Annotated in this window: 19 protein-coding genes and 1 pseudogene; 13 read left to right on the top strand and 7 right to left on the bottom strand. The window is 68.8% G+C overall.

The features are described from left to right. Nucleotides 1–126: 126 nt before the first annotated feature. On the bottom strand, nt 127–378 hold the full coding sequence (locus tag ACIBIW_RS10390) for a transposase (RefSeq protein ID WP_399334155.1): 252 nt from the start codon (nt 376–378) through the stop codon (nt 127–129). Between the two features lie 191 nt (nt 379–569). Between ACIBIW_RS10390 and ACIBIW_RS10385 the strand changes: the two are divergent. After that, nucleotides 570–836, top strand: a pseudogene (locus ACIBIW_RS10385) (transposase); the annotation flags it as partial. 85 nt (nt 837–921) lie between these two features. Here ACIBIW_RS10385 and ACIBIW_RS10380 read toward each other — a convergent pair. Beyond that, nucleotides 922–1,467, bottom strand: coding sequence for a hypothetical protein (locus tag ACIBIW_RS10380; protein WP_399334153.1), 546 nt, complete (start codon nt 1,465–1,467; stop codon nt 922–924). Next, nucleotides 1,464–2,456 carry a hypothetical protein gene (locus tag ACIBIW_RS10375; protein WP_399334151.1) on the bottom strand — a complete coding sequence of 331 codons (993 nt, stop codon included), beginning with the start codon at nt 2,454–2,456 and terminating at the stop codon, nt 1,464–1,466. The genes ACIBIW_RS10380 and ACIBIW_RS10375 overlap by 4 nt, the downstream gene beginning before the upstream one ends. Between ACIBIW_RS10375 and ACIBIW_RS10370 the strand changes: the two genes are divergently transcribed. Continuing rightward, a complete protein-coding gene (locus ACIBIW_RS10370) occupies nt 2,446–2,778 on the top strand; it encodes a hypothetical protein (RefSeq protein WP_399334150.1) in 333 nt (110 codons plus the stop codon). The genes ACIBIW_RS10375 and ACIBIW_RS10370 overlap by 11 nt on opposite strands. 37 nt (nt 2,779–2,815) lie before the next feature. Here ACIBIW_RS10370 and ACIBIW_RS10365 read toward each other — a convergent pair whose 3' ends face one another. After that, complete coding sequence (locus tag ACIBIW_RS10365) at nt 2,816–4,345, bottom strand: helix-turn-helix domain-containing protein (protein ID WP_399334148.1); 1,530 nt, start codon at nt 4,343–4,345, stop codon at nt 2,816–2,818. A 431-nt stretch (nt 4,346–4,776) separates the two neighbouring features. Between ACIBIW_RS10365 and ACIBIW_RS10360 the strand changes: the two genes are divergently transcribed. Together ACIBIW_RS10360 and acnA are read left to right on the top strand one after the other, a co-directional pair. Beyond that, nucleotides 4,777–5,349, top strand: a complete 573-nt coding sequence (locus ACIBIW_RS10360) for a TetR family transcriptional regulator C-terminal domain-containing protein (protein ID WP_399334146.1) — start codon at nt 4,777–4,779, stop codon at nt 5,347–5,349. Between the two features lie 400 nt (nt 5,350–5,749). Continuing rightward, nucleotides 5,750–8,479: an aconitate hydratase AcnA gene (gene acnA, locus ACIBIW_RS10355; protein ID WP_399334843.1), complete on the top strand. Its 2,730-nt coding sequence runs from the start codon at nt 5,750–5,752 to the stop codon at nt 8,477–8,479. Between the two features lie 73 nt (nt 8,480–8,552). On the opposite strand, the gene ACIBIW_RS10350 is transcribed toward acnA, so the two are convergent. Genes ACIBIW_RS10350 through ACIBIW_RS10340 form a run of 3 tightly spaced genes read right to left on the bottom strand, consistent with a single transcriptional unit; the run spans nt 8,553 to nt 11,379 of the window. Further along, nucleotides 8,553–9,125, bottom strand: coding sequence for a hypothetical protein (locus ACIBIW_RS10350; RefSeq protein ID WP_399334144.1), 573 nt, complete (start codon nt 9,123–9,125; stop codon nt 8,553–8,555). After that, nucleotides 9,115–10,932 carry an alpha/beta hydrolase gene (locus tag ACIBIW_RS10345; RefSeq protein ID WP_399334142.1) on the bottom strand — a complete coding sequence of 606 codons (1,818 nt, stop codon included), beginning with the start codon at nt 10,930–10,932 and terminating at the stop codon, nt 9,115–9,117. The genes ACIBIW_RS10350 and ACIBIW_RS10345 overlap by 11 nt, the downstream gene beginning before the upstream one ends. A gap of 9 nt (nt 10,933–10,941) precedes the next feature. Continuing rightward, nucleotides 10,942–11,379: a hypothetical protein gene (locus tag ACIBIW_RS10340; protein WP_399334140.1), complete on the bottom strand. Its 438-nt coding sequence runs from the start codon at nt 11,377–11,379 to the stop codon at nt 10,942–10,944. 260 nt (nt 11,380–11,639) lie between these two features. Between ACIBIW_RS10340 and ACIBIW_RS10335 the strand changes: the two genes are divergently transcribed. From ACIBIW_RS10335 to dxs, 9 genes are all read left to right on the top strand, one after another. Beyond that, nucleotides 11,640–12,011 (top strand): hypothetical protein, encoded by a 372-nt coding sequence (locus tag ACIBIW_RS10335; protein WP_399334138.1) that lies wholly within the window; start codon nt 11,640–11,642, stop codon nt 12,009–12,011. A 704-nt stretch (nt 12,012–12,715) separates the two neighbouring features. Next, a complete protein-coding gene (ngcE, locus tag ACIBIW_RS10330) occupies nt 12,716–14,164 on the top strand; it encodes an N-acetylglucosamine/diacetylchitobiose ABC transporter substrate-binding protein (protein ID WP_399334136.1) in 1,449 nt (482 codons plus the stop codon). An 80-nt stretch (nt 14,165–14,244) separates the two neighbouring features. Continuing rightward, nucleotides 14,245–15,165, top strand: coding sequence for a carbohydrate ABC transporter permease (locus ACIBIW_RS10325; RefSeq protein WP_399334134.1), 921 nt, complete (start codon nt 14,245–14,247; stop codon nt 15,163–15,165). Further along, nucleotides 15,165–16,088: a carbohydrate ABC transporter permease gene (locus ACIBIW_RS10320; protein ID WP_399334132.1), complete on the top strand. Its 924-nt coding sequence runs from the start codon at nt 15,165–15,167 to the stop codon at nt 16,086–16,088. The genes ACIBIW_RS10325 and ACIBIW_RS10320 overlap by 1 nt, the downstream gene beginning before the upstream one ends. A gap of 291 nt (nt 16,089–16,379) precedes the next feature. Beyond that, on the top strand, nt 16,380–17,579 hold the full coding sequence (locus ACIBIW_RS10315) for an ROK family transcriptional regulator (RefSeq protein WP_399334130.1): 1,200 nt from the start codon (nt 16,380–16,382) through the stop codon (nt 17,577–17,579). A 121-nt stretch (nt 17,580–17,700) separates the two neighbouring features. Further along, entirely contained in the window at nt 17,701–18,813 is a 1,113-nt protein-coding gene (locus ACIBIW_RS10310) for a sugar ABC transporter substrate-binding protein (RefSeq protein WP_399334128.1), read from the top strand. Between the two features lie 218 nt (nt 18,814–19,031). Beyond that, a complete protein-coding gene (locus ACIBIW_RS10305; RefSeq protein ID WP_399334126.1) occupies nt 19,032–19,820 on the top strand; it encodes an ATP-binding cassette domain-containing protein in 789 nt (262 codons plus the stop codon). Then, complete coding sequence (locus tag ACIBIW_RS10300) at nt 19,817–21,109, top strand: sugar ABC transporter permease (RefSeq protein ID WP_399334124.1); 1,293 nt, start codon at nt 19,817–19,819, stop codon at nt 21,107–21,109. Before ACIBIW_RS10305 ends, ACIBIW_RS10300 begins: the two co-directional genes overlap by 4 nt. 297 nt (nt 21,110–21,406) lie before the next feature. Further along, entirely contained in the window at nt 21,407–23,320 is a 1,914-nt protein-coding gene (gene dxs / locus ACIBIW_RS10295) for a 1-deoxy-D-xylulose-5-phosphate synthase (protein ID WP_399334122.1), read from the top strand. Nucleotides 23,321–23,412: the final 92 nt, after the last annotated feature.

The following is a 23,412-nucleotide window of genomic DNA, read 5'->3' as shown; positions in this document are numbered from 1 at the left end:
GCTGAGCTGCACGAATGCCCCTCGGTTGTTTCGCGCTCGTACTGGCTGACGACGGACCGGTGTCGGCACCCCCTTTTTTTTCGCGCGGATGTGGGAGCCGTCCACGCAGGCTCGCGACCAGTCGAGTCAGCTCGCCGCGTTCAGTTCGGCGAGCAGGACGCGGTGCAACTGGTCGAAGACACCGGCCCGCTGCCACCGCTCCAGGCGGCGTCGGCAGGTCTGCCCTGAGCCGAACCCCAGCTCAAGCGGCAGCAGTTGCCAGGCCATGTCGTTGCAGAGGATGTAGAGGATGCTCTGAGACAGAGACGGTCCGGCACCGGCCGTGGCCCCGGTGACCGCTCGGGCCAGGGCGGTAGCAGCGGTTCGAGCAGTGCCCACAAGTCGTCGTCCACGATCCACGGCCGAATACTCACACCATCACCAACGTCCAAACCGTCAGACCGGTCACGCCCGACCGGGCCACTTCAACAAGATCGCGTTACGAGCCCCAAGACGTCGTTTCTGATGGTGTGATCGTTCGTTGATCCGTGTATGGCGGATCTCGTCGAGCACTTGGTGCCGGAGGAGTTATAGATGCTGTTTCGGCATCCTCGATGAACTCGGCGCCCGCGGTGAACTGGACCGGTCGCGGCAAGAGCGGATCGAAAATCCACCTGATCACGGACCGCAACGGGCTGCCGCTGTCGCTGGGCATCTCCGGTGCCAACATGCACGACAGCCTCGGCCTCAAGCCGCTCGTGCGTGGGATCCCGCCCATCCGCTCCCGCCGTGGACCGCGCCGCCGACGCCCGGCCAAGCTTCACGCCGACAAGGGCTACGACTACGACCACCTCCAGCACACTTCCCCGCGTTCGTCGGCATAGCTGCCGCCCTCATCGGCTACCGCCGACTCACCAACTGAAACCGCGGCGGACGCCGCCGTCAGCAGCCCTGCCGCTGCACCGCCGCCGGCACGTAGGCGCGGAAGAACTTCGCCACGGCCTTGCGGCGGTCCTCCAGCTTCTCGGGGTAGTCGCGGCCCAGCTCGACCTCGACGGCGAAGTTGTGCTTCTTGCCCTCGAAGGTGCAGTGCGCGACGGCGACCGCTCCGCTGTCGGCGAGCGTGGCGCCGTCGGCGATGTCCGCCGGGGCCGGGTTACCGTCCCGCTGCATGTCGTCCGCTTTGACCTTGAGTACGTCGGTGTCCGCGTCCGTGATGTCACCCGCCAGCCAGAGGATCATCGAACCGTCGACGTACACACGGCAGCGCTGCCGCTCCGGCGGCTTGGCCGCGTACGGCTTCTTCTCCAGCTTGTCTCCGTCCGGCAGCAACGGCGAGATGACGTCGGGGTCGATGGGGACGCCGCACAGGTCGTCCGGGACGGCGTAGTCGCGGGACGAGCCGCACCCGGACATCGTCAGCAGCAGCGCCGCCGTGAGCGCGGCACAGCACGCCGCCCGGAAGGACCGGTCACCGAACGCGGTCAATGTTTGCCACCCAGCCCCTTCACACGGTCATTGCCGTCGAACGCGTGCGCGTTGATGTCGTCCTCCACGGTGTACTCGTTGTACCCGTAGCGCTTCATCCCGTCAGGGTTGGCCTCCGCCCACTGCTTGGCGAAAACCGATAGCTGCTGCTCCCGGGCCCCGAACACCTTCCGGTTCTCGTCCTCCTGCTTACCGTCGATGCGTGCCTGTTCGTCCTCTTGCCACGCGTAGGCGGCGGCGTCGACACCGCGCTGTGCCGCGTCACCGACCCCGGGAATGAAGTTGAGGGCGCCGCCGACGAGGTGGTAGCCCCACTTCGCCTTCCAGGACGGGTCCTCCTTGTCTGTGTCCATCGCCTCGTACCGCGCTTCTTCGAGGAAGCCGACCGTGGCACCGGCGCGGTACAGCGTCTCGCGCGGATCCTTGGGATGGTCGTTGTAGAGGTCCCCGACTATCTCGTGGTTGATGCCCTCGTTGAGTAGACCGTAGGCGTGCTGGCTCCGGGAGATCTGCTTGGACACCTCCATGAGCTGGTTCCGGTCCAGCATCCGCGGGTCGTCATCGCCCGAGTGCTGGGAGCTGGCCGAGTAGTGGTACTCGTCACCGTAGTTGACCAGGGCCTTCGCCATGTCGTCGCGCGTCTCGGGCGGGAAGTCGTCGCCGGTTTCCGAGAGGTACTTCAGCGACCGGTCGAGCGCGTGCCGGTTCGCTGCGGTGTGTGGTTGCAGCGGCGCGTGCGGGTCGTTCGGGTCCATGCCGGTGGTGGCGGCGAACAGGGCCTTGCCGGTGGCCTCGCGGGACAGGTTGCCGTCGTCGTCGTTCAGCGGCGAGTCGTCGAAGACCGGGCGGTCCTTCAGCACCCACTGGGCGTTGTCCTGCGGCTTCGTCTCGTTGAAGAAGGTGGTGGCCGCGTCGGGGCTGCGCGACAGGCCCTGCATGAACCCGGTCATCGGATCGCGGCCGAAGTCGTCGTCGCCGATGAAGTTCATCTTCGGCGGCATCGGCCCGCAGGTGGACGAGGAGGGGCCAGCAGCGCTCCAGGACCACGCCGATGGCTCCGTCGATCCGGCGGCTGGTCTCTTCGAGCTGGTGGACCGTGATTTCCAGGGCGTCGGCAAGTTCCTCCTGGCCCGGGTCGTGCAGGTTGGCATGGCGGGAGGCGAGGTGGTGGGCGGCGAGGCACAGTCGGCCGAGGAGGCGGCCGGGCAACGTCACGCATCGGCCGTCGAGCTCGTGACTCGTAGCCCCCCGCGGGCCCAAAGCCCCAGAGAAGCCCCAGAGATGCCGCCGCACCCCTCCCCGACCGGCTGAGTGGCGGGTCGGGGAGGGGTGCGGCGGGGCGCGCGTGTCAGATGTCGCGGAACGTCTCGATCTGGGCGCCGACGGAGTTCAGGCGTTCTGCCAGCTCCTCGTAGCCGCGGTTGATGACATAGACGTTGCGCAGCACGGAGGTGCCCTCCGCCGCCATCATCGCCAGGAGCACGACGACGGCGGGGCGCAGTGCGGGCGGGCACATCATCTCGGCGGCGCGCCAGCGGGTCGGGCCCTCGACCAGCACACGGTGCGGGTCGAGGAGTTGCAGCCGGCCGCCGATCCTGTTGAGGTCGGTCAGGTAGATGGCCCGGTTGTCGTAGACCCAGTCGTGGATCAGCGTCTTGCCCTGCGCGGATGCCGAGATGGCCGCGAAGAACGGGACGTTGTCGATGTTCAGGCCGGGGAACGGCATCGGGTGGATCTTGTCGATGGGTGCCTGGAGCTTGGAGGGCCGCACCGTGAGGTCCACGAGCCGGGTGCGCCCGTTGTCGGCGACGTACTCGGCGGAGCGGTCGTGGTCGAGCCCCATCTCTTCAAGGACGGCGAGCTCGATCTCAAGGAACTCGATCGGGACGCGCCGCACGGTGAGTTCGGACTCGGTGACCACGGCGGCGGCGACCAGGCTCATCGCCTCCACCGGGTCCTCGGAGGGGGAGTAGTCGACGTCCACGTCGATGTTCGGCACGCCGTGCACGGTGAGGGTCGTCGTGCCGATGCCCTCGACCCGTACGCCCAGGGCCTCAAGGAAGAAGCACAGGTCCTGGACCATGTAGTTGGACGACGCGTTGCGGATGACGGTGACCCCGTCGTTGCGGGCCGCCGCGAGGAGGGTGTTCTCGGTGACGGTGTCCCCGCGCTCGGTCAGGACGATCGGGCGGTCGGGGGCGATGTCGGGCTGTACGTCGGCGTGGTAGAGGCCGTCGGTCGCGGTGATGTCGAGCCCGAAGCGGCGCAGGGCGATCATGTGCGGCTCGATGGTCCGCGTCCCCAGGTCGCAGCCGCCCGCGTACGGGAGCCTGAAGTGGTCCGTGCGGTGCAGCAGGGGGCCGAGGAACATGATGATCGAGCGGGTGCGGCGGGCCGCTTCGGCGTCGATGGCGTCGAGTTCGAGCTGTGCCGGGGGCACGATCTCCAGGTCGACGCCGTCGTTGATCCAGCGGGTGCGCACGCCGATGGAGCCCAGCACCTCCAGGAGCCGGTACACTTCCTCGATGCGTGCGACCCGGCGCAGCACGGTGCGGCCCTTGTTGAGCAGGGACGCGCAGAGCAGTGCGACACAGGCGTTCTTGCTGGTCTTCACGTCGATGGCGCCGGAGAGCCGACGTCCACCGACGACGCGCAGGTGCATGGGACCCGCGTAGCCGAGAGAGACGATCTCGCTGTCCAGGGCTTCTCCGATCCGGGCGATCATCTCAAGACTGATGTTCTGATTCCCGCGCTCGATACGGTTCACGGCGCTCTGACTCGTTCCCAACGCCTCCGCGAGCTGGGTTTGTGTCCAGCCACGGTGCTGACGGGCGTCACGGATGAGCTTGCCGATACGTACGAGGTAGTCGTCTGACATACATGCAGGCTATCTCAGATATGAGATGAGATACGCACTGGGTGTCGAGTACAGAAACTGTACGGGTGAGGCGTCCGCGCCAACCGGGACGCATGGTGATGATGAGTCAGCCGGGTGTCCCGCGGCAATCGGTGTTGGGCCGGTCCGGTGGTCGCATCCCTCTTCTCGCCCCTCGCGACCCCCCTCCCGCTTGCGGAAACGCGCCCCGTGCGGGTCCCTGACGGCCGGGCGCGTGGGCGCCGTTCGGGGTGGCCCGTCCTCCGTCCCGTGATGTTGCGAAACGGCCGCGGGCCGTTGGGCCATTCGGCGGTGCCCGGCGTGTCGCGCCGTCGCCCGGCACCGGATTCCACCCGAACGAGGGCGTGCCGCGCCCGGCGGGCGACCTGGCGTCCCGCTCCGGGTGTGTACCTACCGGTATGTACGCTTGACTCATGGCCACGACACCGGAACGCCTCATCGAGAGCATGCGCTCACTGCTGTGGGAGCGCGGCTACGTGGGCACGAGTCCGAAGGCCGTCCTGCGGCGCGCCGACGTCGGCCAGGGCAGCATGTACCACCACTTCAGCGGCAAGCGCGACCTGGGCGTCGCCGCGATCAGGCGCACCGCGGACGAGATGCGGGTCGGCACCGAGGAACTCTTCGCCACACACGGCGGCGCGCTCGAACGGGTGCGCGCCTATCTGCTGCGCGAGCGCGACGTGCTGCGCGGCTGCCCGGTCGGGCGGCTCACCCAGGACCCCGAGGTGATGGCGGACGACGCGCTGCGCGCCCCGGTCGACGAGACCTTCGCGTGGCTGCGCGCCCGCATCGCCGAGGTGCTGGCGGAGGGCAGGGAGGGCGGCGAGCTGAGGGCCGCCATGGACCCGGAGGAGACCGCCGCCGCGGTGGTCGCGACCCTCCAGGGCGGCTACGTCCTCGCCCGCGCCGCACGGTCCAGGGCCCCGTTCGACCAGGCGGTGGCGGGAATCCTCGGCCTGCTGAAGGCCCACGGGGCGCAGGACTGACCCCTTCGACGCCTCGGCCCCGTACCCCGGGCCCGCACCCGGACCGGCGCCCCGCATCGGCACCCCGCGCCGGTGCCTGCGCCCCGGCGTCGTACCCCAGGACCAGGACCGCACCCGTACCCCGGGCCCGCACCCGGGACCGGTGTCCCGCATCGGCCCCTCGCGTAACCCGCGCCCCGGGCCTCTCCCGGGGCGCGCAGGCATGGCTGATGCCCCCGCCGCGCATGACCGGACCGCGCGCATGTACTAGAGTTATCTCGACATCGAGATATCTGCCGGGGCGCAACCGCAGCCGCCGTATGACGGGGTAAGGACTTAGGCAAGGCTTACCTTAGCGGATGGTGACGACTCGTGGCGGCAGGCACGCGGTGGTACGCGCACATCTATGGAGGAGACTGTCGTGTCGGCGAACAGCTTCGACGCCCGCAGCACGCTGAGCGTGGGCGACGAGTCGTACGAGATCTTCAGGCTGGACAAGGTCGAGGGCTCCGCGCGCCTCCCCTACAGCCTGAAGGTGCTGCTGGAGAACCTGCTCCGCACCGAGGACGGCGCGAACATCACCGCCGACCACATCCGGGCGATCGGCGGCTGGGACTCCCAGGCGCAGCCGAGCCAGGAGATCCAGTTCACCCCGGCCCGCGTGATCATGCAGGACTTCACCGGTGTGCCCTGCGTCGTCGACCTGGCCACCATGCGCGAGGCCGTGAAGGAGCTGGGCGGCGACCCGGCGAAGATCAACCCGCTGGCCCCCGCCGAGCTGGTCATCGACCACTCCGTCATCGCCGACAAGTTCGGCACCAACGAGGCCTTCGCGCAGAACGTCGAGCTGGAGTATGGCCGCAACCGCGAGCGCTACCAGTTCCTGCGCTGGGGCCAGACCGCGTTCGACGAGTTCAAGGTCGTCCCCCCGGGCACCGGCATCGTCCACCAGGTCAACATCGAGCACCTGGCCCGTACCGTCATGGTCAGGAACGGCCAGGCGTACCCCGACACGCTGGTCGGCACCGACTCGCACACCACCATGGTCAACGGCCTCGGTGTGCTCGGCTGGGGCGTCGGCGGCATCGAGGCGGAGGCCGCGATGCTCGGCCAGCCGGTGTCCATGCTCATCCCGCGCGTCGTCGGCTTCAAGCTGACCGGTGAGCTGAAGCCCGGCACCACCGCCACCGACCTGGTGCTCACCATCACCGAGATGCTCCGCAAGCACGGCGTGGTCGGCAAGTTCGTCGAGTTCTACGGCTCCGGCGTCGCGGCCACCGCCGTCGCCAACCGCGCCACCATCGGCAACATGTCGCCCGAGTTCGGCTCCACCGCCGCGATCTTCCCGATCGACGACGAGACCCTGAACTACCTGCGCCTGACCGGCCGCAGCGACCAGCAGGTCGCGCTCGTCGAGGCGTACGCCAAGGCCCAGGGCCTCTGGCTCGACCCCGCCGCCGAGCCCGACTACTCCGAGAAGCTCGAACTCGACCTGGCCTCGGTCGTGCCGTCCATCGCGGGCCCCAAGCGGCCGCAGGACCGTATCGTCCTCGCGAGCGCCGCCCAGCAGTTCACCCAGGACGTGCGCAACTACGTCGCCGACGACGAGGAGGCGGGCAAGGAGTCGTTCCCCGCCTCCGACGCGCCCGCCGCGTCCGACGGCGTCCCGAGCCGCCCGACCCCGGTCACCGCCCCCGACGGCACCACCTACGACCTCGACCACGGCGCGGTCACCGTCGCCGCTATCACCTCCTGCACCAACACGTCCAACCCGTACGTCATGGTCGCCGCGGCGCTCGTCGCCAAGAAGGCCGTCGAGAAGGGCCTCACCCGCAAGCCCTGGGTGAAGACCACGCTGGCGCCCGGCTCCAAGGTCGTCACCGACTACTTCGACAAGGCGGGCCTCACGCCCTACCTCGACAAGGTCGGCTTCAATCTCGTCGGCTACGGCTGCACCACCTGCATCGGCAACTCGGGCCCGCTGCCCGACGAGGTCTCCAGGGCCGTCAACGACAACGACCTCGCGGTGGCCGCGGTCCTCTCCGGCAACCGCAACTTCGAGGGCCGTATCAACCCCGACGTCAAGATGAACTACCTGGCGTCCCCACCGCTGGTCGTCGCCTACGCGCTCGCCGGCTCCATGCGCGTCGACATCACCCGTGAGCCCCTGGGCACCGACCAGGACGGCAACCCGGTCTACCTGAAGGACGTCTGGCCCTCGGAGGCCGAGGTCAACGACGTCGTCGCCGGTGCCATCGGCGAGGACATGTTCACCAAGTCCTACCAGGACGTCTTCGCCGGCGACGCCCAGTGGCAGGCGCTCCCGGTGCCCACCGGCAACACCTTCGAGTGGGACGCCGAGTCCACCTACGTCCGCAAGCCCCCGTACTTCGAGGGCATGGCGACGGAGCCCGCGCCGGTGCAGGACATCACCGGCGGGCGGGTGCTCGCCAAGCTCGGCGACTCCGTCACCACCGACCACATCTCCCCGGCCGGGGCCATCAAGGCGGACACCCCCGCGGGCAAGTACCTCACCGAGCACGGTGTCCAGCGCCGCGACTTCAACTCGTACGGCTCGCGCCGCGGCAACCACGAGGTGATGATCCGGGGCACCTTCGCCAACATCCGGCTGCGCAACCAGATCGCGCCCGGCACCGAGGGCGGCTACACCCGCGACTTCACCCGGGCCACCGAAGGCGAGGGGGGCGCCCCGGTCTCCTTCATCTACGACGCGTCGGTCAACTACCAGAACGCCGGCATCCCGCTGGTCGTCCTCGCGGGCAAGGAGTACGGCTCAGGATCGTCCCGCGACTGGGCCGCCAAGGGCACCGCGCTGCTGGGCGTGAAGGCCGTCATCGCCGAGTCCTACGAGCGCATCCACCGCTCCAACCTCATCGGCATGGGCGTCCTGCCGCTCCAGTTCCCAGAGGGCACCTCGGCGGAGTCCCTGGGCCTGACCGGCGAGGAGACCTTCGATTTCACCGGCGTCACCACGCTCAACGAAGGCACCATCCCCGAGACGGTGAAGGTCACCACCGACACCGGCGTGGAGTTCGACGCGGTGGTTCGCATCGACACTCCTGGGGAGGCGGATTACTACCGTAATGGTGGGATTATGCAGTATGTTTTGCGGTCGCTTTTGCGGAAGTAAACGCCCTCCGGCTGCCAGAACGGGCCGCGGTTTCCCTCGTGAGGGAGGCCGCGGCCCGGTGGGTTTCTGGGGGTCAGAACGTCTCCACGTGCTGTCCCTCGGGCACTTCGTAGCAGCCCGAGACCACCTCCACCATGAGCATCGGTGGATCATCTTTTGCGAAGTGCGTGATGTTGACGCTGAACTTCTTCTTGTCGTTGTCCGCGGTGAGACTCACGTTCCTGTTGCGACTGGAGTCACGGCCGTACGACATGATCTTCCAGCCGGACCGGGGAAGGTCGGTCTTCAGCCGCTCCATCACGCCGTCGAGGCTGGCCGCCGAAGGGGGAACCAGGCTCCAGGGGTGATACGCCTGGAAGAAGCGGTCTTTGTCCTTTCCGTCGCACTCATGAACACCGGGGCCCGGTTCTGACAGCTTTCCCTTGACGCCGATCAGGTCGTAGATCTCGCTGGAGATCTGTTTCGTCTTGTCCGACGCGTTTTCTGTGCTGCTGATACCCGCAGAGGGGATACCGCCACTGTCGTCGGAACTGTCCATGTCGCATCCCGTGAGGAAGAGAGGGAGGGCCGTCGTGGCCAGGACGATGAGGGGTGAACGGAGCAGATGCCGGGCGCGCTTCGTCCGCTCGAAGGTGTCAGCGTTCAAGGTGCACGTCTCCGTAATCTCCGGTGACGACGACGGCCTGATTGCGTAGAGCCGTGCTGTCCGCCTTCCAGTACTCGCTGTGCCCGTGGGAGCCGACCGTGGCAACGGGACCCGATCCCTCCGCCGCGGTCGTCATCTGATTCGCTCCGAACCACTCGTCGCTCGGATTGATGAAGACGCCGCCGCCCATCCTCCCCTGGCTTCCACCGAGTCCCCAGCGGCCGATGTCGGGAATCCAGTCGCCGTCCGCCTCTTCGTTCCACACATGCCCCTTCGGGACGTCCATCTCCGCTGCGGAGCCGACCTCGACCCCGGGACTGCCGGCGAAGATGACGTCGTCGGCGTCCAAACGCCCCTGCCGTGCGGCAGAGCCGATGAGCGTCGTGCCGTAGGAGTGGCCGATGGCGGTCCTGTGCGGGTCGGAGCCGGTGGCATGCGAGACGTCGAGGCCGTCCATGAACGTGTTGTACGCGCCCGCGCCGTCGTCCGCGTAGTGGCGGAAGGGCGAGTCCGTATAGGGGTTCTGCGGTGCGTCGTAGCCCAGCCACGTAATGGTGGAGACTTCGGCGCTCGGGTCCTTGGCCTTTGCGCGGCGCCACAGTTCCGTCATGTGATCGATGTTTCCACCGATGTTTCCCAGATTCGACGTGGTGCCCGGCACGTACACCGCTTGATGGTCGGCCGTGTCCGGATTCCCCGTGGCCACGATCGCGCGTCCGTTGCCGCCCGAGTCAAAACCAAGGAGGTACGCCTCGGGCAGGCCGTTCACGCCGGTCTGGTCGAACCGCTCCTGAATCTGCTCCATCCCCCGCAGGGAACTCTCCAGATGGGCCTTCCGGGCGCCGTACTTCTTGTTCCACTCGATCCACTCGTCGGTGTACACCTGCGTCGGGTACATGCCCGCGAAGATGGTCGTCATCTGCGGCGGCTCTTTCGGGATTCCATCCAGTTCGACCCGATACCGGCCGTGCTCCTCCGCGAGCACGGCCCTGTTCGCCTCGTCCCTGATGTCCGCGGGCAGTCCGTCGAGCTTTCCGACCGTCCCTGGTTGGAGGGCCAGATACGCTTCCCGCTCCTGTGGAGTCAGGCCGTCCCACCACTCCTTGTTCGCCTGCGGACCGCCGCCCCCGGGCGGGCCGCCGATCGACTTGAGGTAGTCCGCCGCCGCGTCCCGCGTCCCGGCCGTGTCCTTGCCCACGTCGGCCCAGTCCTGATCGCTGACGACCAGATCGTCGTCGGCCTTGAGGGCCCGCAGCTTCGGCGCCCACTTCTGGTCGACGCGGGTGGCCTCTTCGAGCGCGGCCACGATGTCGTTGGCGCACCCCTGGGCGGCCGCGTAGTGGGGGTTCGGGTCGAAGTTCGCCGCCTGGCGCTGGACGGCCCGGGCCGTGGCGTCGGTCGAGCCGACGGCCGTGCCGCCCCTGGGGATCTCGCCGTCCACTTCGTCGGGACCGTCCGGATAGGTGACCGCCCCGTCCGGGCCCACCGTGAAGTGCTGCGCCGCCGCTTCCGCGAGCGCCGCGGTCAGCTTCTTCCTGGGGGCGGCCATGTCGTGTGCGAAGCCGTTCAGGGCGGTGCTGACCAGGCCGCACTCGGTCTGGGTGTAGTGGAAGTCGTCCGACAGCTCTTCGAGCTGGCCCCGCGCGGCCTTCGCCGCCGCACCGTCCAGCGACTTCCGCATCCCCGCGACGACCACGTTGTCGATGTGGTCCTTGGCCGCACTGGCCATGTCGCTGAGCGCGCGGTATCCGTCGGCGGCGTCCTCGAACCGGGCAGGTTCGAGCTTTCTGAGTGTGTCGAGGTCCATGGGTCCTGGTCACCCGCCCCCGCCGACCGGGGGAGTGTCCGTATACCGGGTCCGCACCTTTTCGAGGTCGGCCGCGACCGCGGTGTCGGGCTTCGACAGCTCGTGTCCCGACTGTTCCAGCAGCTCGCCGAGGTCGGCACATCGCTTCTGGACCTTCTCGGCGTACTCCTTCCACGAGGTGTGCACCTCCCGCTGGGCCGCCGTGGTCTCGCACTCCGCGTCCTTGCCGAGTCCCTGCTGTCCGTCCTCAAGCCTGCGTCGGCCCCTGGCAATGCTCTTCCTGAGCGAGGCGAGCCCCTCGCCCGCCTTGGCCCAGGCGGCCTTGCTCGTCCTGAGACCGTCGGACGCGCCAGGTCCCTCGCCGCCGGACGTGCCGTCTAATCGGGTCCCCGCCGACTGCCGCCCCGCGGCCCCGGCTTTCAGCCTCTCCCATTCGTCCCACCCCATGAGGCGACAGATCTCCCTGTGACCAGTGCGCCGGGTCGTCCACCGGCGCGTGACGGCGAAACGGTAGCAACGCCCGTCGTCTCTCGTCGATCTATGGCCAATCACCCGTACGGGGCATTCTGGAACGGGGAGCGCCCGGTCCGGAGCACACGATCGCGCCCCCGGGAGCCGCGCCAACTCCGTTATCCAGTAAGGCCGATCCTGATAGCCTCCCGGGCACGCGGGGCCCGAGGGGGACCATGGGTTACAAGGAGCGGAGGGTGGAGATGATCTCCACCCGGGCGAAGCCCCATCTGTTGCCGGGCGAGCGGGTCCAGACGGGGTTCATCGCGCAGACAGGCGCGATGCTCTTCAGGACGACGGTGTGGACGATCATCGCCACCGACCGCGCGATCCTGGTCGTGCGCCGCGGCGAGGCACTTCGGCTGGGGCGTGACGTCGTGTTCGGGACGCCGACCGGGCTCTACCACGAGATACATCTGGACCGCGCGTACAAGGTGCACCGGGACTACTACAAGGAGATCGCCCAGGCCGACGAGGCCCTGCACGAGATGCGGTCCCAGGACGCCCCGCCCCCTGCTGCCCCGTCCCCGGATGCCCCGCCTCCTTATGCCCCGCCCCCTGGGGACTGATCCCCGATCGGTCTCCGCATCGCGCGCCCGGCCTGCACCTCGCGCCCGGGCTGTACACCATGCCTGGGCCGTACATCGCCCCTGACCGGCCCCCCCTGCACCCCACGGCCAAGCCCGCACCCTGCGCCGGGTCGCGCCGCACGCCCGGCCCGCACCCCGCACCCACGCCGCGCGCCACGCCGGGCTCACCCACCTCAGGCGAGTCCCATCGAGCCGCCCGACTCCGCCCCCACAGCCCCCCGGCCCCCACCACCAGGCCGACCGGCGACCGCCCGACCACCCCCGACACGCCCATTCCCCCAAACGCCCGCCCCACCCTGAAACCCACCCCGGACCCCCCACACCCCCCACCCACCCCAGACAACGTTGTCGGCCCGCCGGGAGTATTGAGGATCGCCCCATGTGTCCACGAGGTCTCAACTCGGGAAAGAACGCAGACCAAACCTGCATTCGATCTTGCCCATATCTCGGGAAGTGGACTATACCTGTCGGCGTCCGCACAGCGGTCGGGCCCGTACGGGCCGACCGGGGAACGGGGAGGCGGCACGCGGTGCCTGGGCGCGCCAACTGCCGGGTATTCCGGCTGATCCCGGTATTTTCGTAGCACGACCCCAGTTTTCGAGCACGACCCCAGCTTCACACACCGCGGTGCCGGGGAGTATCCGGTTCACCGCCTGAGTCCTGGAGAAGGCGAGGACTTGAGCATGGGATCTCCCACACCCGCGCAGAACAACCACGGCGTCGGCCGCCGTGACCTGATCAAGAGGTCGGCGGCGCTTGGCATGATCGGGGTCCCCACCATGGGCTTCCTCTCGGCATGCGCCAGCGGTGGCGACAGTGGCGGCGACTCCGGTGAGAAGGGCGAGAAGAGCGACAAGAACCCGCTCGGCGTCAAGGAGAACGCGCCGCTCAAGGTCGTCATCTTCAACGGCGGCTTCGGCGATCAGTACGCGAAGGACGCCGAGGCCCTTTACCACAAGGCGTACCCGAAGGCCAAGATCGACCACCACGCCACCGAGAAGATCCAGACGGAGCTTCAGCCCAGCTTCAACGGCGGCACCCCGCCCGACCTGATCGACAACTCGGGCGCCGAGCAGATGGACATCGGCACCCTGGCCTCCAAGAGCCAACTGGCCGACCTCACCCCGCTGCTGGACGCGGCCTCCTGGGACGACCCGTCGAAGAAGGTCCGCGACACGCTGCGCCCCGGCGTGGTCGAGATGGGCCAGTTCGACGGCGACCAGGTCTGGGCCATGTACTACGCGTACACGGTGTACGGGGTCTGGTACTCGAAGACCAACCTCGCCAAGTTCGACACGGAGTACCCGGAGAACTGGGACGACATGCTCGCGCTGTGCGCGAAGGCCAAGAAGAAGGGCGTCGCGGGCTGGACGTACGCGGGCAAGTACCCGTACTACGTGCCCTTCTCCCTCTTTCCCTTCATCGGCAAGATCGGCGGCCGCGAGGTCCTCGACCGCATCGACAACCTGGAGCCGAACGCCTGGAAGGACCCCGCCGTCAAGGCGGCCTTCGACGCGTACTACGAGCTGTTCAAGAAGGGCTACATCCTCAAGGGCACCCCGGGCCTGACCCACATCGAGTCGCAGACGGCCTGGAACGAGGGCAAGGCCCTGTTCATCCCGAATGGCTCCTGGGTGGAGAACGAGTCGGCGAAGACCACGCCGAAGGACTTCGAGATGAGCGTCGCGGGCCCCTCCAGCCTGGACAGCAGCGACAAGATGCCGTTCGGCACCATCTGGGCGGCCGGCAGCGAGCCCTTCATCGTCCCCGCGAAGGGCAAGAACTCGCTGGGCGGCATGGAGCAGCTCCGCATCATGCTCAGCGAGAACTCCTCGAAGAACTTCATCAACGCCGTGAAGTCCCTCAGCTCCCTCAACGGCGGCACCGACGGCCTCGACCTGACCCCCGGTCTGAAGTCGGCCGTGGCGGCGCTGGACAAGGCGGGGGACAACGTCCTCAACCCGCGCCTCCAGGACTGGTACGTGGACCTGGAGAAGCAGCGCATCGGCGTGAGCGTCCTCGGTGAGATGATGGCGGGCCGGATGACCCCGGCCGAGGCCGTCAAGAAGTGCCAGGCGGCCGCGGACACCACCGCCAAGGACGACTCCGTCAAGAAGTACAAGCACCGGTGAACAGGCGTCACGTGGGAGCCTCCCCCAGGGCTTTCGGGCACTGGGGGAGGCGAGCGCGAACGGATCGGGGTCGGTAGGTCATGCAGCACGGTAAGTACCGCTTCATCGTGGGATTCCTCGTGGTCCCGCTCGCCCTGTACGCGCTCTTCGTCATCTGGCCGTTCATCCAGGCGATCTACTACTCGTTCACGGACTGGACCGGCCTGAGCCCGGAATTCTCCGTGGTCGGGTTCAAGAACTACTCGAAGATGTTCCACGACGGCATCTTCTGGAAGTCGCTCCAGCACAGCATCCTGTTCGTGGTCCTGCTGCCGCTGGTGACGCTGACGCTGGCGCTCTTCTTCTCGTTCATGCTCAACGTGGGCGGGCGGCGCCGCAAGGGCGCGGCCATCTCGGGCGTGCGCGGCTCCGGCTTCTACAAGGTCGCGTACTTCTTCCCGCAGGTGCTGTCGATCTCGATCGTCGCGCTGCTGTTCCAGTTCGCGTACAACCCCCGTCAGGGAGCGATCAACGGTCTGCTCAAGGCGGTCGGGAGCAGTAACCTGCCGGACTGGCTCGGCGACCCGAACCTCGCCCTGTGGTGTGTGATGGGCGTGCTGGTCTGGAGCACCGTCGGGTTCTTCGTCGTGCTCTTCTCGGCGGGCATGGCCTCGATCCCGAAGGACTTCTACGAGGCGGCGCTGCTCGACGGCGCGGGCCGGGCCACCACGTTCTTCCGGATCACCCTGCCGCTGCTGTGGGACACCGTGCAGTCGGGCTGGGTCTACATGGGCATCCTGGCGCTCGGGGCCGAGGCGTTCGCGACCGTGCAGATCATGACCGTCGGGCCCGGCGGCCCCGCGGACTCGACGACGGTGCTGCCGCTGTACGTGTACCAGAAGGCGTTCCGGGACGGCCAGGCCGGTTACGCGACGACGATCGGTGTCGCCCTGCTCATCGTCACGCTGCTGTTCGCGGCCGTCGTGATGCGGCTGGGCCGGCGCGAGCGGCTGGAGTTCTGATGAAGACCACTGACACCCCGCCCCCCATGGACGAGGCGGTCACGAAGACGGACGGGCCGCCCGCGAAGGTCCCGCCCGCCCCCCGCGGGCGGGGCGGCGACAGCGGCGTCATGAACGTCTTCTCGCACGGCGTGCTGATCCTGTGGGCGATCATGGTCGTGCTGCCGCTGCTGTGGGCGGTCATGACGTCGTTCAAGGACGACAAGTCGATCTTCACCTCGCCCTGGGCGCTCCCGGACCACCTGCACTTCGAGAACTGGTCGCGCGCCTGGTCGCAGGCGCACATGAGCGACTACTTCCTCAACACCGTGATCGTGGTGGGCTTCTCGCTCGTCGGGACGCTGGTGCTCGGCTCGATGGCGGCGTATGTGCTGGCGCGCTTCGAGTTCCCGCTCAACCGCTTCATCTACTTCCTGTTCGTCGGCGGCATGAGCTTCCCGATCATGCTGGCCCTCGTGCCGTTGTTCTACGTCATGAACAACATGCAGCTCCTGAACACGCTGCCGGGGCTGATCCTCGTCTATATCGCGTACTCGCTGCCGTTCACGGTGTTCTTCCTGACGTCGTTCTTCCGCACGCTGCCGACCTCGGTGGCGGAGGCGGCGTTCGTGGACGGCGCCTCGCACACCAGGACGTTCTTCCAGATCATGCTGCCGATGGCGAAGCCGGGCCTGATCAGCATCGGGATCTTCAACTTCCTGGGGCAGTGGAACCAGTACATGCTGCCGACGGTGCTCAACACCGAGCCGGACCACAAGGTGCTCTCCCAGGGCCTGGTGGAGCTGGCCGTCAGCCAGGGGTACAAGGGGGACTGGTCGGGCCTGTTCGCGGGCCTCGTGATGGCGATGCTGCCGGTGCTCGTGGCGTACATCGTCTTCCAGCGCCAGGTCGTCGCCGGACTCACCGCCGGTGCCCTGAAGTAGCCGTTCGCCGGTCCGGGCCGGGCGCCGCGGAGGCGGCCCCGGCCCGGACGCGTGTACCGGGCCCGGGGGCGAGGCGCGCGCCGGACCGATGCGGAGGGAGTGGTTCTGCCCGGCCGGGGAGCGCCCCGGCTCCCGCGCGCTCGGCACCGATTTCCGTCAAGGACTTGACTGCGGTAACCCGTTCAGCGGAGCTTGGAGTTCACAACTTGTAAATGGCCCGGGTCCCGTTGCTCTGACCTGGGCTACGGGTGGCCCCGTGCTGCCCGGCCGAGGGCAGGAGTGGATGGGTCGATGGAGACTCCGGGGTCGCAGTCGTCGCTGCACCGGGCAAATCTGGAGCGGGTCGTACGCGCCGTGCGGCTCGCCGGATCGCTCACTCAGGCAGAAATCGCACGGACGACGGGCCTGTCCGCTGCCACCGTCTCGAACATCGTAAGGGAACTGAAGGACGGCGGAACGGTCGAGGTCACGCCCACCTCGGCGGGCGGCAGACGGGCGCGCAGCGTCTCGCTCAGCGGGGACGCCGGGATCGTCGTGGGAGTCGATTTCGGCCATACCCACCTGCGGGTCGCGATCGGGAACCTGGCGCACCAGGTGCTCGCCGAGGAGTCCGAGCCGATGGACGTCGACGCGTCCGCCTCCGAGGGCTTCGACCGGGCCGAGGAGCTGGTGGGGCGGCTGATCGACGCCACCGGCGTGGACCGGGTGAAGGTGGCGGGCGTCGGGCTCGGCGTACCGGGCCCCATCGACCTGGAGTCGGGCACCCTGGGGTCCACGTCGATACTGCCGGGCTGGAGCGGTACGAGCCCTGCCGAGGAGCTGCGGGGGCGCCTCGGAGTGCCGGTACACGTGGACAACGACGCCAATCTGGGCGCGCTCGGCGAACTGGTCTGGGGCAGCGGCAGGGGAGTGCGCGACCTCGCGTACATCAAGGTCGCGAGCGGTGTCGGCGCGGGCCTGGTGATCAGCGGGAAGATCTACCGGGGCCCCGGGGGCACGGCGGGTGAGATCGGACACATAACGCTGGACGAGGCGGGCCCGGTCTGCCGCTGCGGCAACCGCGGCTGCCTGGAGACCTACGCCGCCGCCCGCTACGTGCTCCCCCTGTTGCAGTCGAGCCACGGCGGCGACCTGACAATGGAGACGGTGGTCAGGCTCGCCAGGGACGGCGACCCGGGCTGCCGGCGGGTGATCGCGGACGTGGGGCGGCACATCGGCAGCGGTGTGGCGAACCTCTGTAACCTGCTCAACCCCAGCAGGGTGGTGCTCGGCGGCGATCTGGCGGAGGCCGGGGAGCTGGTGCTCGGGCCGATCAGGGAGTCCGTCGGGCGGTACGCGATCCCCAGCGCGGGGCGCCGCCTCTCGGTGCGCCCCGGGGCCCTCGGGGGCCGCGCCGAGGTGCTCGGTGCGCTCGCCCTGGCGCTCAGCGAGATGGGTGATTCGACCCTTTTGGACGGGTTCCAGCCCGCGGTCACACCTGCCTTCACTTAGTTCACGCATGGCACCGTTGTCATCTCGTTAAGGATTTACTCCTTGACGTCTGCCTGGCGGCCGAGTTGACTTCCAGCCACCTCGGCCGCAGCGACGCGGCCTCGTCAGGGAGGTTTGTGAAGTGAACACGCACAAGCGTCGTGCAGCCGTTGCCATAGCCGCCACCGCCATGGCGGTCTCGCTGGCCGCCTGCGGCAGTGCCAAGGAGTCCGGCAGTGGCGACAAGGACGACTCCGCGAAGAAGGGCGACGACCTCACGGTCGGTCTGCTCCTCCCGGAGAGCCAGACCGCGCGGTACGAGAAGTTCGACAAGCCGCTGATCGAGAAGAAGATCAGCGAGCTGACCAACGGCAAGGGCCACGTCACCTACGAGAACGCCAAGCAGGACGCGAGCCTCCAGAGCCAGCAGGCCGACACCATGGTGACGAACAAGGTCGACGTGCTGATCGTCGACGCCGTGGACTTCAAGGCCATCGCCAGCTCGGTCAAGAAGGCCCACGAGGCGGGCATCCCGGTCGTGGCGTACGACCGCCTGGCCGAGGGACCGATCGACGCTTACACCTCCTTCGACAACGAGACCGTCGGCAAGGTGCAGGGCGAGGCCCTGCTGAAGGCGCTCGGCAGCAAGGCGAAGTCCGGCAAGGTCGTCATGATGAACGGCTCCGCCACGGACCCCAACGCCGCCCAGTTCAAGAAGGGCGCCCACTCCGTCCTCGACGGCAAGGTCAACTACGGGCCCGAGTACGACACCGTCGACTGGAAGCCCGAGAAGGCCAACGCCAACATGGACGCCGCCATCTCGGCCGTCGGCAAGAAGAACATCGTCGGCGTCTACTCCGCCAACGACAGCATGGCGGGCGGCATCATCCAGTCGCTCAAGGGCGCCGGGTTCTCCACCCTCCCGCCGGTCACCGGACAGGACGCCGAGCTGAACGGCGTGCAGCGCATCGTGACGGGCGAGCAGTACATGAGCGTCTACAAGTCCTACCCCAAGGAGGCGGAGACCGCGGCGGAGATGGCGGTCGCGCTGGGCCAGGGCAAGAAGCTCGACAAGATCGCCACGAGCAAGGTGGACAGCTCCACCGTCAAGGGCGTTCCCGCGGTGCTCGTCCCGGTCGTCTCCCTGACGAAGGACAACATCAAGGACACGGTCATCAAGGAGGGGATCTACTCGGTCTCCGACATCTGCACCGCCAAGTACAAGGCGGACTGCGACAAGATCGGCCTCAAGTAGGTCAGCGCCCCCCTCGGGGCCGCTCCAAGCCTGTCCGGCGTCCCGCCTCCGACAGCCCCGCAGCTTCGGCGGGGCGCCGGACAGAACGTGGCGGCCCCGCCGCGGTGTCCGCCGCGCACGCGGCCCACGGGCCGCGACCCACGCATACTCCCCCCCAGCTCAACCCCGCGCCCCCCACCCCCGGGCGCGGTATCCCCGCCGGTCAGGCGGCGAAGGAGATGGTTCACGTGTCCGCTACGCCCGTGCTGGCGTTGCGCGGGGTCTCCAAGCGGTTCGGCGCCGTACAGGCGCTCACCGACGTTGACCTTGAGGCCAAACCCGGCGAGGTGGTCGCCCTCGTCGGCGACAACGGCGCCGGAAAGTCGACCCTCGTCAAGACGATCGCCGGGGTGCACCCCATCGACGACGGCGTCATCGAGTGGGGCGGCACCCCCGTCCAGATCAACAAGCCGCACGACGCTCAGAACCTGGGCATCGCGACCGTCTACCAGGACCTCGCGCTGTGCGACAACATCGACGTCGTGGGGAATCTCTTCCTCGGCCGGGAGCTGCGCAAGGTCGGCGTCCTCGACGAGGTCGAGATGGAGCGCCGCTCGCGCGACCTGCTGACGCAGCTCTCGATCCGCATCCCCAGCGTCCGCATCCCGGTCGCCTCGCTCTCCGGCGGCCAGCGCCAGACGGTGGCGATCGCCCGCTCGATGCTCGGCGAGCCCAAGCTCGTCATCCTCGACGAGCCCACCGCCGCCCTCGGCGTCGAGCAGACCGCCCAGGTGCTCGACCTGGTCGAGCGGCTGCGGGAGCGGGGCCTCGCGGTGCTGCTCATCAGCCACAACATGGCGGACGTCAAGGCGGTGGCCGACAAGGTCGCCGTCCTCAGGCTCGGCCGCAACAACGGGGTGTTCGACGTCAGGACGACGTCTCAGGAGGAGATCATCTCCGCTATCACGGGCGCCACGGACAACGCCGTGACCCGTCGTGCGGCGCGCGCCGGGGAGGCTGCGAAGTGAGCATCGACAAGACCTCCGCGGCACCCGCGGACGAGACCGCGGAGAACCCCGAGGCGGCCGCGGAGGCGACCACCGTCGTCGACCCGCGCCTGCTGGTGCGCGAGCAGGGCTTCGGCGGCTACATCACCGAGTTCAAGCGGCGGATGCGCGCCGGTGACCTCGGCGCCGTCCCCGTCGTCGTCGGCCTGATCATCATCTGGCTGATCTTCTCGCTGATGAACTCCCGGTTCTTCACCGCGGAGAACCTCAGCAACATCTCCGTCGCGATGGTCGGCACCGGCATGATCGCCACCGGTATCGTCTTCGTGCTGCTGCTCGGCGAGATCGACCTCTCCGTCGGCTCCGTCAGCGGTGTCGCGGGTGGCATAGCCGCGGTGCTCGCGGTCAACCACGGGGTGACCGAGTGGCTCGCGGTGATCGTCGCCATCGCCTCGGGCGCGGTGATCGGCACGCTGCACGGCTTCTTCTTCGCCCGCATAGGCGCCCCCGCGTTCGCCGTCACCCTGGCCGGACTGCTGTTCTGGCAGGGCTTCATGCTCCAGATCCTGGGCAAGAACGGCACGATCAACCTCGACGGCGAAGGCTTCATCGCCAAGCTGACCTCGTACTACTTCTCCGACGTGATCGCCGCCTACCTGCTGGCCGTCGTCGCGATCGCGGCCTTCTTCCTCGGCTCCTTCCTGGACGCCCGCAGGCGCAAGGCGGCGGGCGTGCCGTCCCGGCCGATGAGCGAGATCGTCCTGCGCACCGTCGTGCTCGCGGTCATCGCCTTCGCCGCAGCGATCATGTTCAACCAGTACAAGGGCCTGCCGCTGGCGCTGGTCATCTTCCTCGTGGTGCTCGTCGGCACCGACTTCACCCTGCGCCGCACCACCTACGGCCGCAAGGTGTTCGCGCTCGGCGGCAGCGTCGAGGCGTCCCGCAGGGCGGGCATCAACGTCACCCTCGTCCGCACCTCGGTGTACGCGATCGCCGGCACCTTCGCGGCGATCGGCGGCCTGTTCATCGCGTCCAAGATCGCCTCGGCGAACCAGGGCGCGGGCGCGGGCGACCTGCTGATGAACGCCATCGCGGCGGCCGTCATCGGCGGCACCAGCCTCTTCGGCGGCCGCGGCCGCACCTGGAACGCGCTGCTCGGCGTCATGGTGATCACCTCCATCCAGTACGGCCTCGCGCTGGAGGGCATCGAGACCCCGATCCAGTACATGATCACCGGTGGGGTGCTGCTGATCGTGGTCTGCATCGACTCCATCACCCGCAGGACCCAGCGGACCGCGGGCCGCGCCTGACCCACACGGTCGGCGGGGCCCCACCCCCGGGCCGCCGCCGACGCCCCGGGCGCCACGCCCGGGCCCGCAGATGTGCCCCGTGTCACCCCCCGGCACGGGGCACATCCCTGTTCGGCGCGCCATACCTTCGGGTGACGCGCGGGCCCGGCACCCCGCTCCCGCGGTCGAAGGCGGAACATTAGACTCAACGGGCCCTCACGGGTTCACGACACGGTGGAACGGTCGAAGTTCGGACGGACTGTGCGAGGCTCGGCAGAGCACCGCACACCCCGTACGGCTCTACGCAAGGAGGCACGGGTGCCGCTACTGACCCGCATCACGGGACCGCGCGACCTGGACCGGCTCAGCCCTGAGCAGCTCACCGAGCTGAGTGCGGAGATCCGGGCCTTCCTCGTCGAGGCCGTCTCCCGTACGGGCGGGCATCTCGGTCCCAACCTGGGCGTGGTCGAGCTGACCGTCGCCCTGCACCGGGTGTTCGACTCCCCCCGGGACCGTGTGCTGTTCGACACCGGGCACCAGTCGTACGTGCACAAGCTCCTCACGGGCCGTCAGGACTTCTCCCGGCTGCGCGCCAGGGGCGGCGTCTCCGGCTACCCCTCGCGCGCCGAGTCCGAGCACGACGTCATCGAGAACAGCCACGCCTCCACCGTCCTCGGCTGGGCCGACGGCCTCGCCAAGGCCAACCAGGTGCGCGGCAGCGGCGACCACGTGGTCGCCGTCATCGGCGACGGCGCGCTGACCGGCGGCATGGCCTGGGAGGCGCTGAACAACATCGCCGCCGCCAAGGACCGCCCCCTGATCATCGTCGTCAACGACAACGAGCGCTCCTACGCGCCCACCATCGGCGGCCTCGCCAACCACCTCGCCACCCTGCGCACCAGCGACGGCTACGAGCGCTTCCTCGCCCGCGGCAAGGACCTCCTGGAGCGCACCCCGGTCGTCGGCCGCCCGCTGTACGGCACGCTGCACGGCGCCAAGAAGGGCCTCAAGGACTTCATCACCCCCCAGGGCATGTTCGAGGACCTGGGGCTCAAGTACGTCGGCCCGATCGACGGCCACGACATCGAGGCCCTGGAGTCCGCCTTCGGCCGCGCCAAGCGCTTCGGCGGCCCCGTCATCGTGCACTGCATCACCGAGAAGGGCCGCGGCTACAAGCCCGCGGAGGAGGACGAGGCGGACCACTTCCACGGCATCAGCCCCATCCACCCGGACACCGGCCTGCCCATCGCCGCCTCGGGCACCGACTGGACCTCCGTGTTCGGCGAGGAGATGGTGAAGCTCGCCGGGGAGCGTGACGACATCGTCGCCATCACCGCGGCCATGCTCCAGCCGCTCGGCCTCAAGGCGTTCGCCGAGCAGTTCCCCGACCGGATCTACGATGTCGGCATCGCCGAGCAGCATGCCGCGGTCTCCGCGGCCGGGCTCGCCACCGGCGGCCTGCACCCGGTGTTCGCGGTGTACGCCACATTCCTCAACCGCGCCTTCGACCAGCTCCTGATGGACGTCGCGCTGCACCGCTGCGGCGTCACCTTCGTCCTGGACAGGGCCGGGGTCACCGGCAGCGACGGCGCCTCCCACAACGGCATGTGGGACATGTCCATCCTCCAGTGCGTGCCCGACCTCAGGATCGCCGCGCCCCGCGACGCCGACCAGCTCAGGATGCAGCTCAGGGAGGCCGTCGCCGTCGACGACGCCCCGACCGTCGTGCGCTACTCCAAGGGCGCCGTCGGGCCCGCCGTCGCCGCCGTGGACCGGGTCGGCGGCATGGACGTGCTGCGCGCCGCGGGCACCACGGAGCCCGACGTCCTGCTCGTCTCCATGGGCGCGCTCGCCCCGATGTGCCTCGAAGTGGCCGGCCTCCTCGACAAGCAGGGCATCTCCTGCACCGTCGTCGACCCCCGCTGGGTCAAGCCGGTCGACGAGGCGCTCGTGCCGCTCGCCGAGGGCCACCGCGTCGTGGTCACCGTCGAGGACAACTCCCGCGCGGGCGGCGCCGGCTCTGCCATCGCCCAGGCCCTCAGGGACGGCGGCGTCGACATCCCGCTGCGTGACTTCGGCATCCCGCCGCGCTTCCTCCAGCACGCCTCGCGCGGCGAACTGCTCGCCGAGATCGGCCTGACGGCCCCCGACATCGCCCGCCAGGTCACCGGCCTCGTGGCGCGCCTCTCCGGGGTCACCGCACAGGCCGCGGAGGAGTCCGCGCGCGACTGACGCGGCCGGGCCGCCCGCGTCACCGGCGCGGCCCTGGCCCTCCCCCGTCCGGGTGGCAGCACGCGCCCGGTGGCGTGAAACTCCGCTCCCCG

It is taken from the genome of Streptomyces sp. NPDC050560 (assembly GCF_044457285.1).
Taxonomy (GTDB): Bacteria; Actinomycetota; Actinomycetes; order Streptomycetales; family Streptomycetaceae; genus Streptomyces.
Note: the sequence above shows the minus strand (reverse complement) of the source record. Positions and strands in the feature narration are given on the sequence as shown.

Excerpts from the sequence above, each read along its gene's own strand:
- ACIBIW_RS10375 (WP_399334151.1), bottom strand. The coding sequence starts at position 2,456 with ATGAACTTCATCGGCGACGACGACTTCGGCCGCGATCCGATGACCGGG.
- ACIBIW_RS10345 (WP_399334142.1), bottom strand. The coding sequence starts at position 10,932 with ATGGACCTCGACACACTCAGAAAGCTCGAACCTGCCCGGTTCGAGGAC.
- ACIBIW_RS10365 (WP_399334148.1), bottom strand. The coding sequence starts at position 4,345 with ATGTCAGACGACTACCTCGTACGTATCGGCAAGCTCATCCGTGACGCC.
- ACIBIW_RS10305 (WP_399334126.1), top strand. The coding sequence starts at position 19,032 with ATGGTTCACGTGTCCGCTACGCCCGTGCTGGCGTTGCGCGGGGTCTCC.
- ACIBIW_RS10370 (WP_399334150.1), top strand. The coding sequence starts at position 2,446 with ATGAAGTTCATCTTCGGCGGCATCGGCCCGCAGGTGGACGAGGAGGGG.
- ACIBIW_RS10340 (WP_399334140.1), bottom strand. The coding sequence starts at position 11,379 with ATGGGGTGGGACGAATGGGAGAGGCTGAAAGCCGGGGCCGCGGGGCGG.
- ACIBIW_RS10325 (WP_399334134.1), top strand. The coding sequence starts at position 14,245 with ATGCAGCACGGTAAGTACCGCTTCATCGTGGGATTCCTCGTGGTCCCG.
- ACIBIW_RS10360 (WP_399334146.1), top strand. The coding sequence starts at position 4,777 with ATGGCCACGACACCGGAACGCCTCATCGAGAGCATGCGCTCACTGCTG.
- ACIBIW_RS10320 (WP_399334132.1), top strand. The coding sequence starts at position 15,165 with ATGAAGACCACTGACACCCCGCCCCCCATGGACGAGGCGGTCACGAAG.
- ngcE (WP_399334136.1), top strand. The coding sequence starts at position 12,716 with ATGGGATCTCCCACACCCGCGCAGAACAACCACGGCGTCGGCCGCCGT.
- ACIBIW_RS10315 (WP_399334130.1), top strand. The coding sequence starts at position 16,380 with ATGGAGACTCCGGGGTCGCAGTCGTCGCTGCACCGGGCAAATCTGGAG.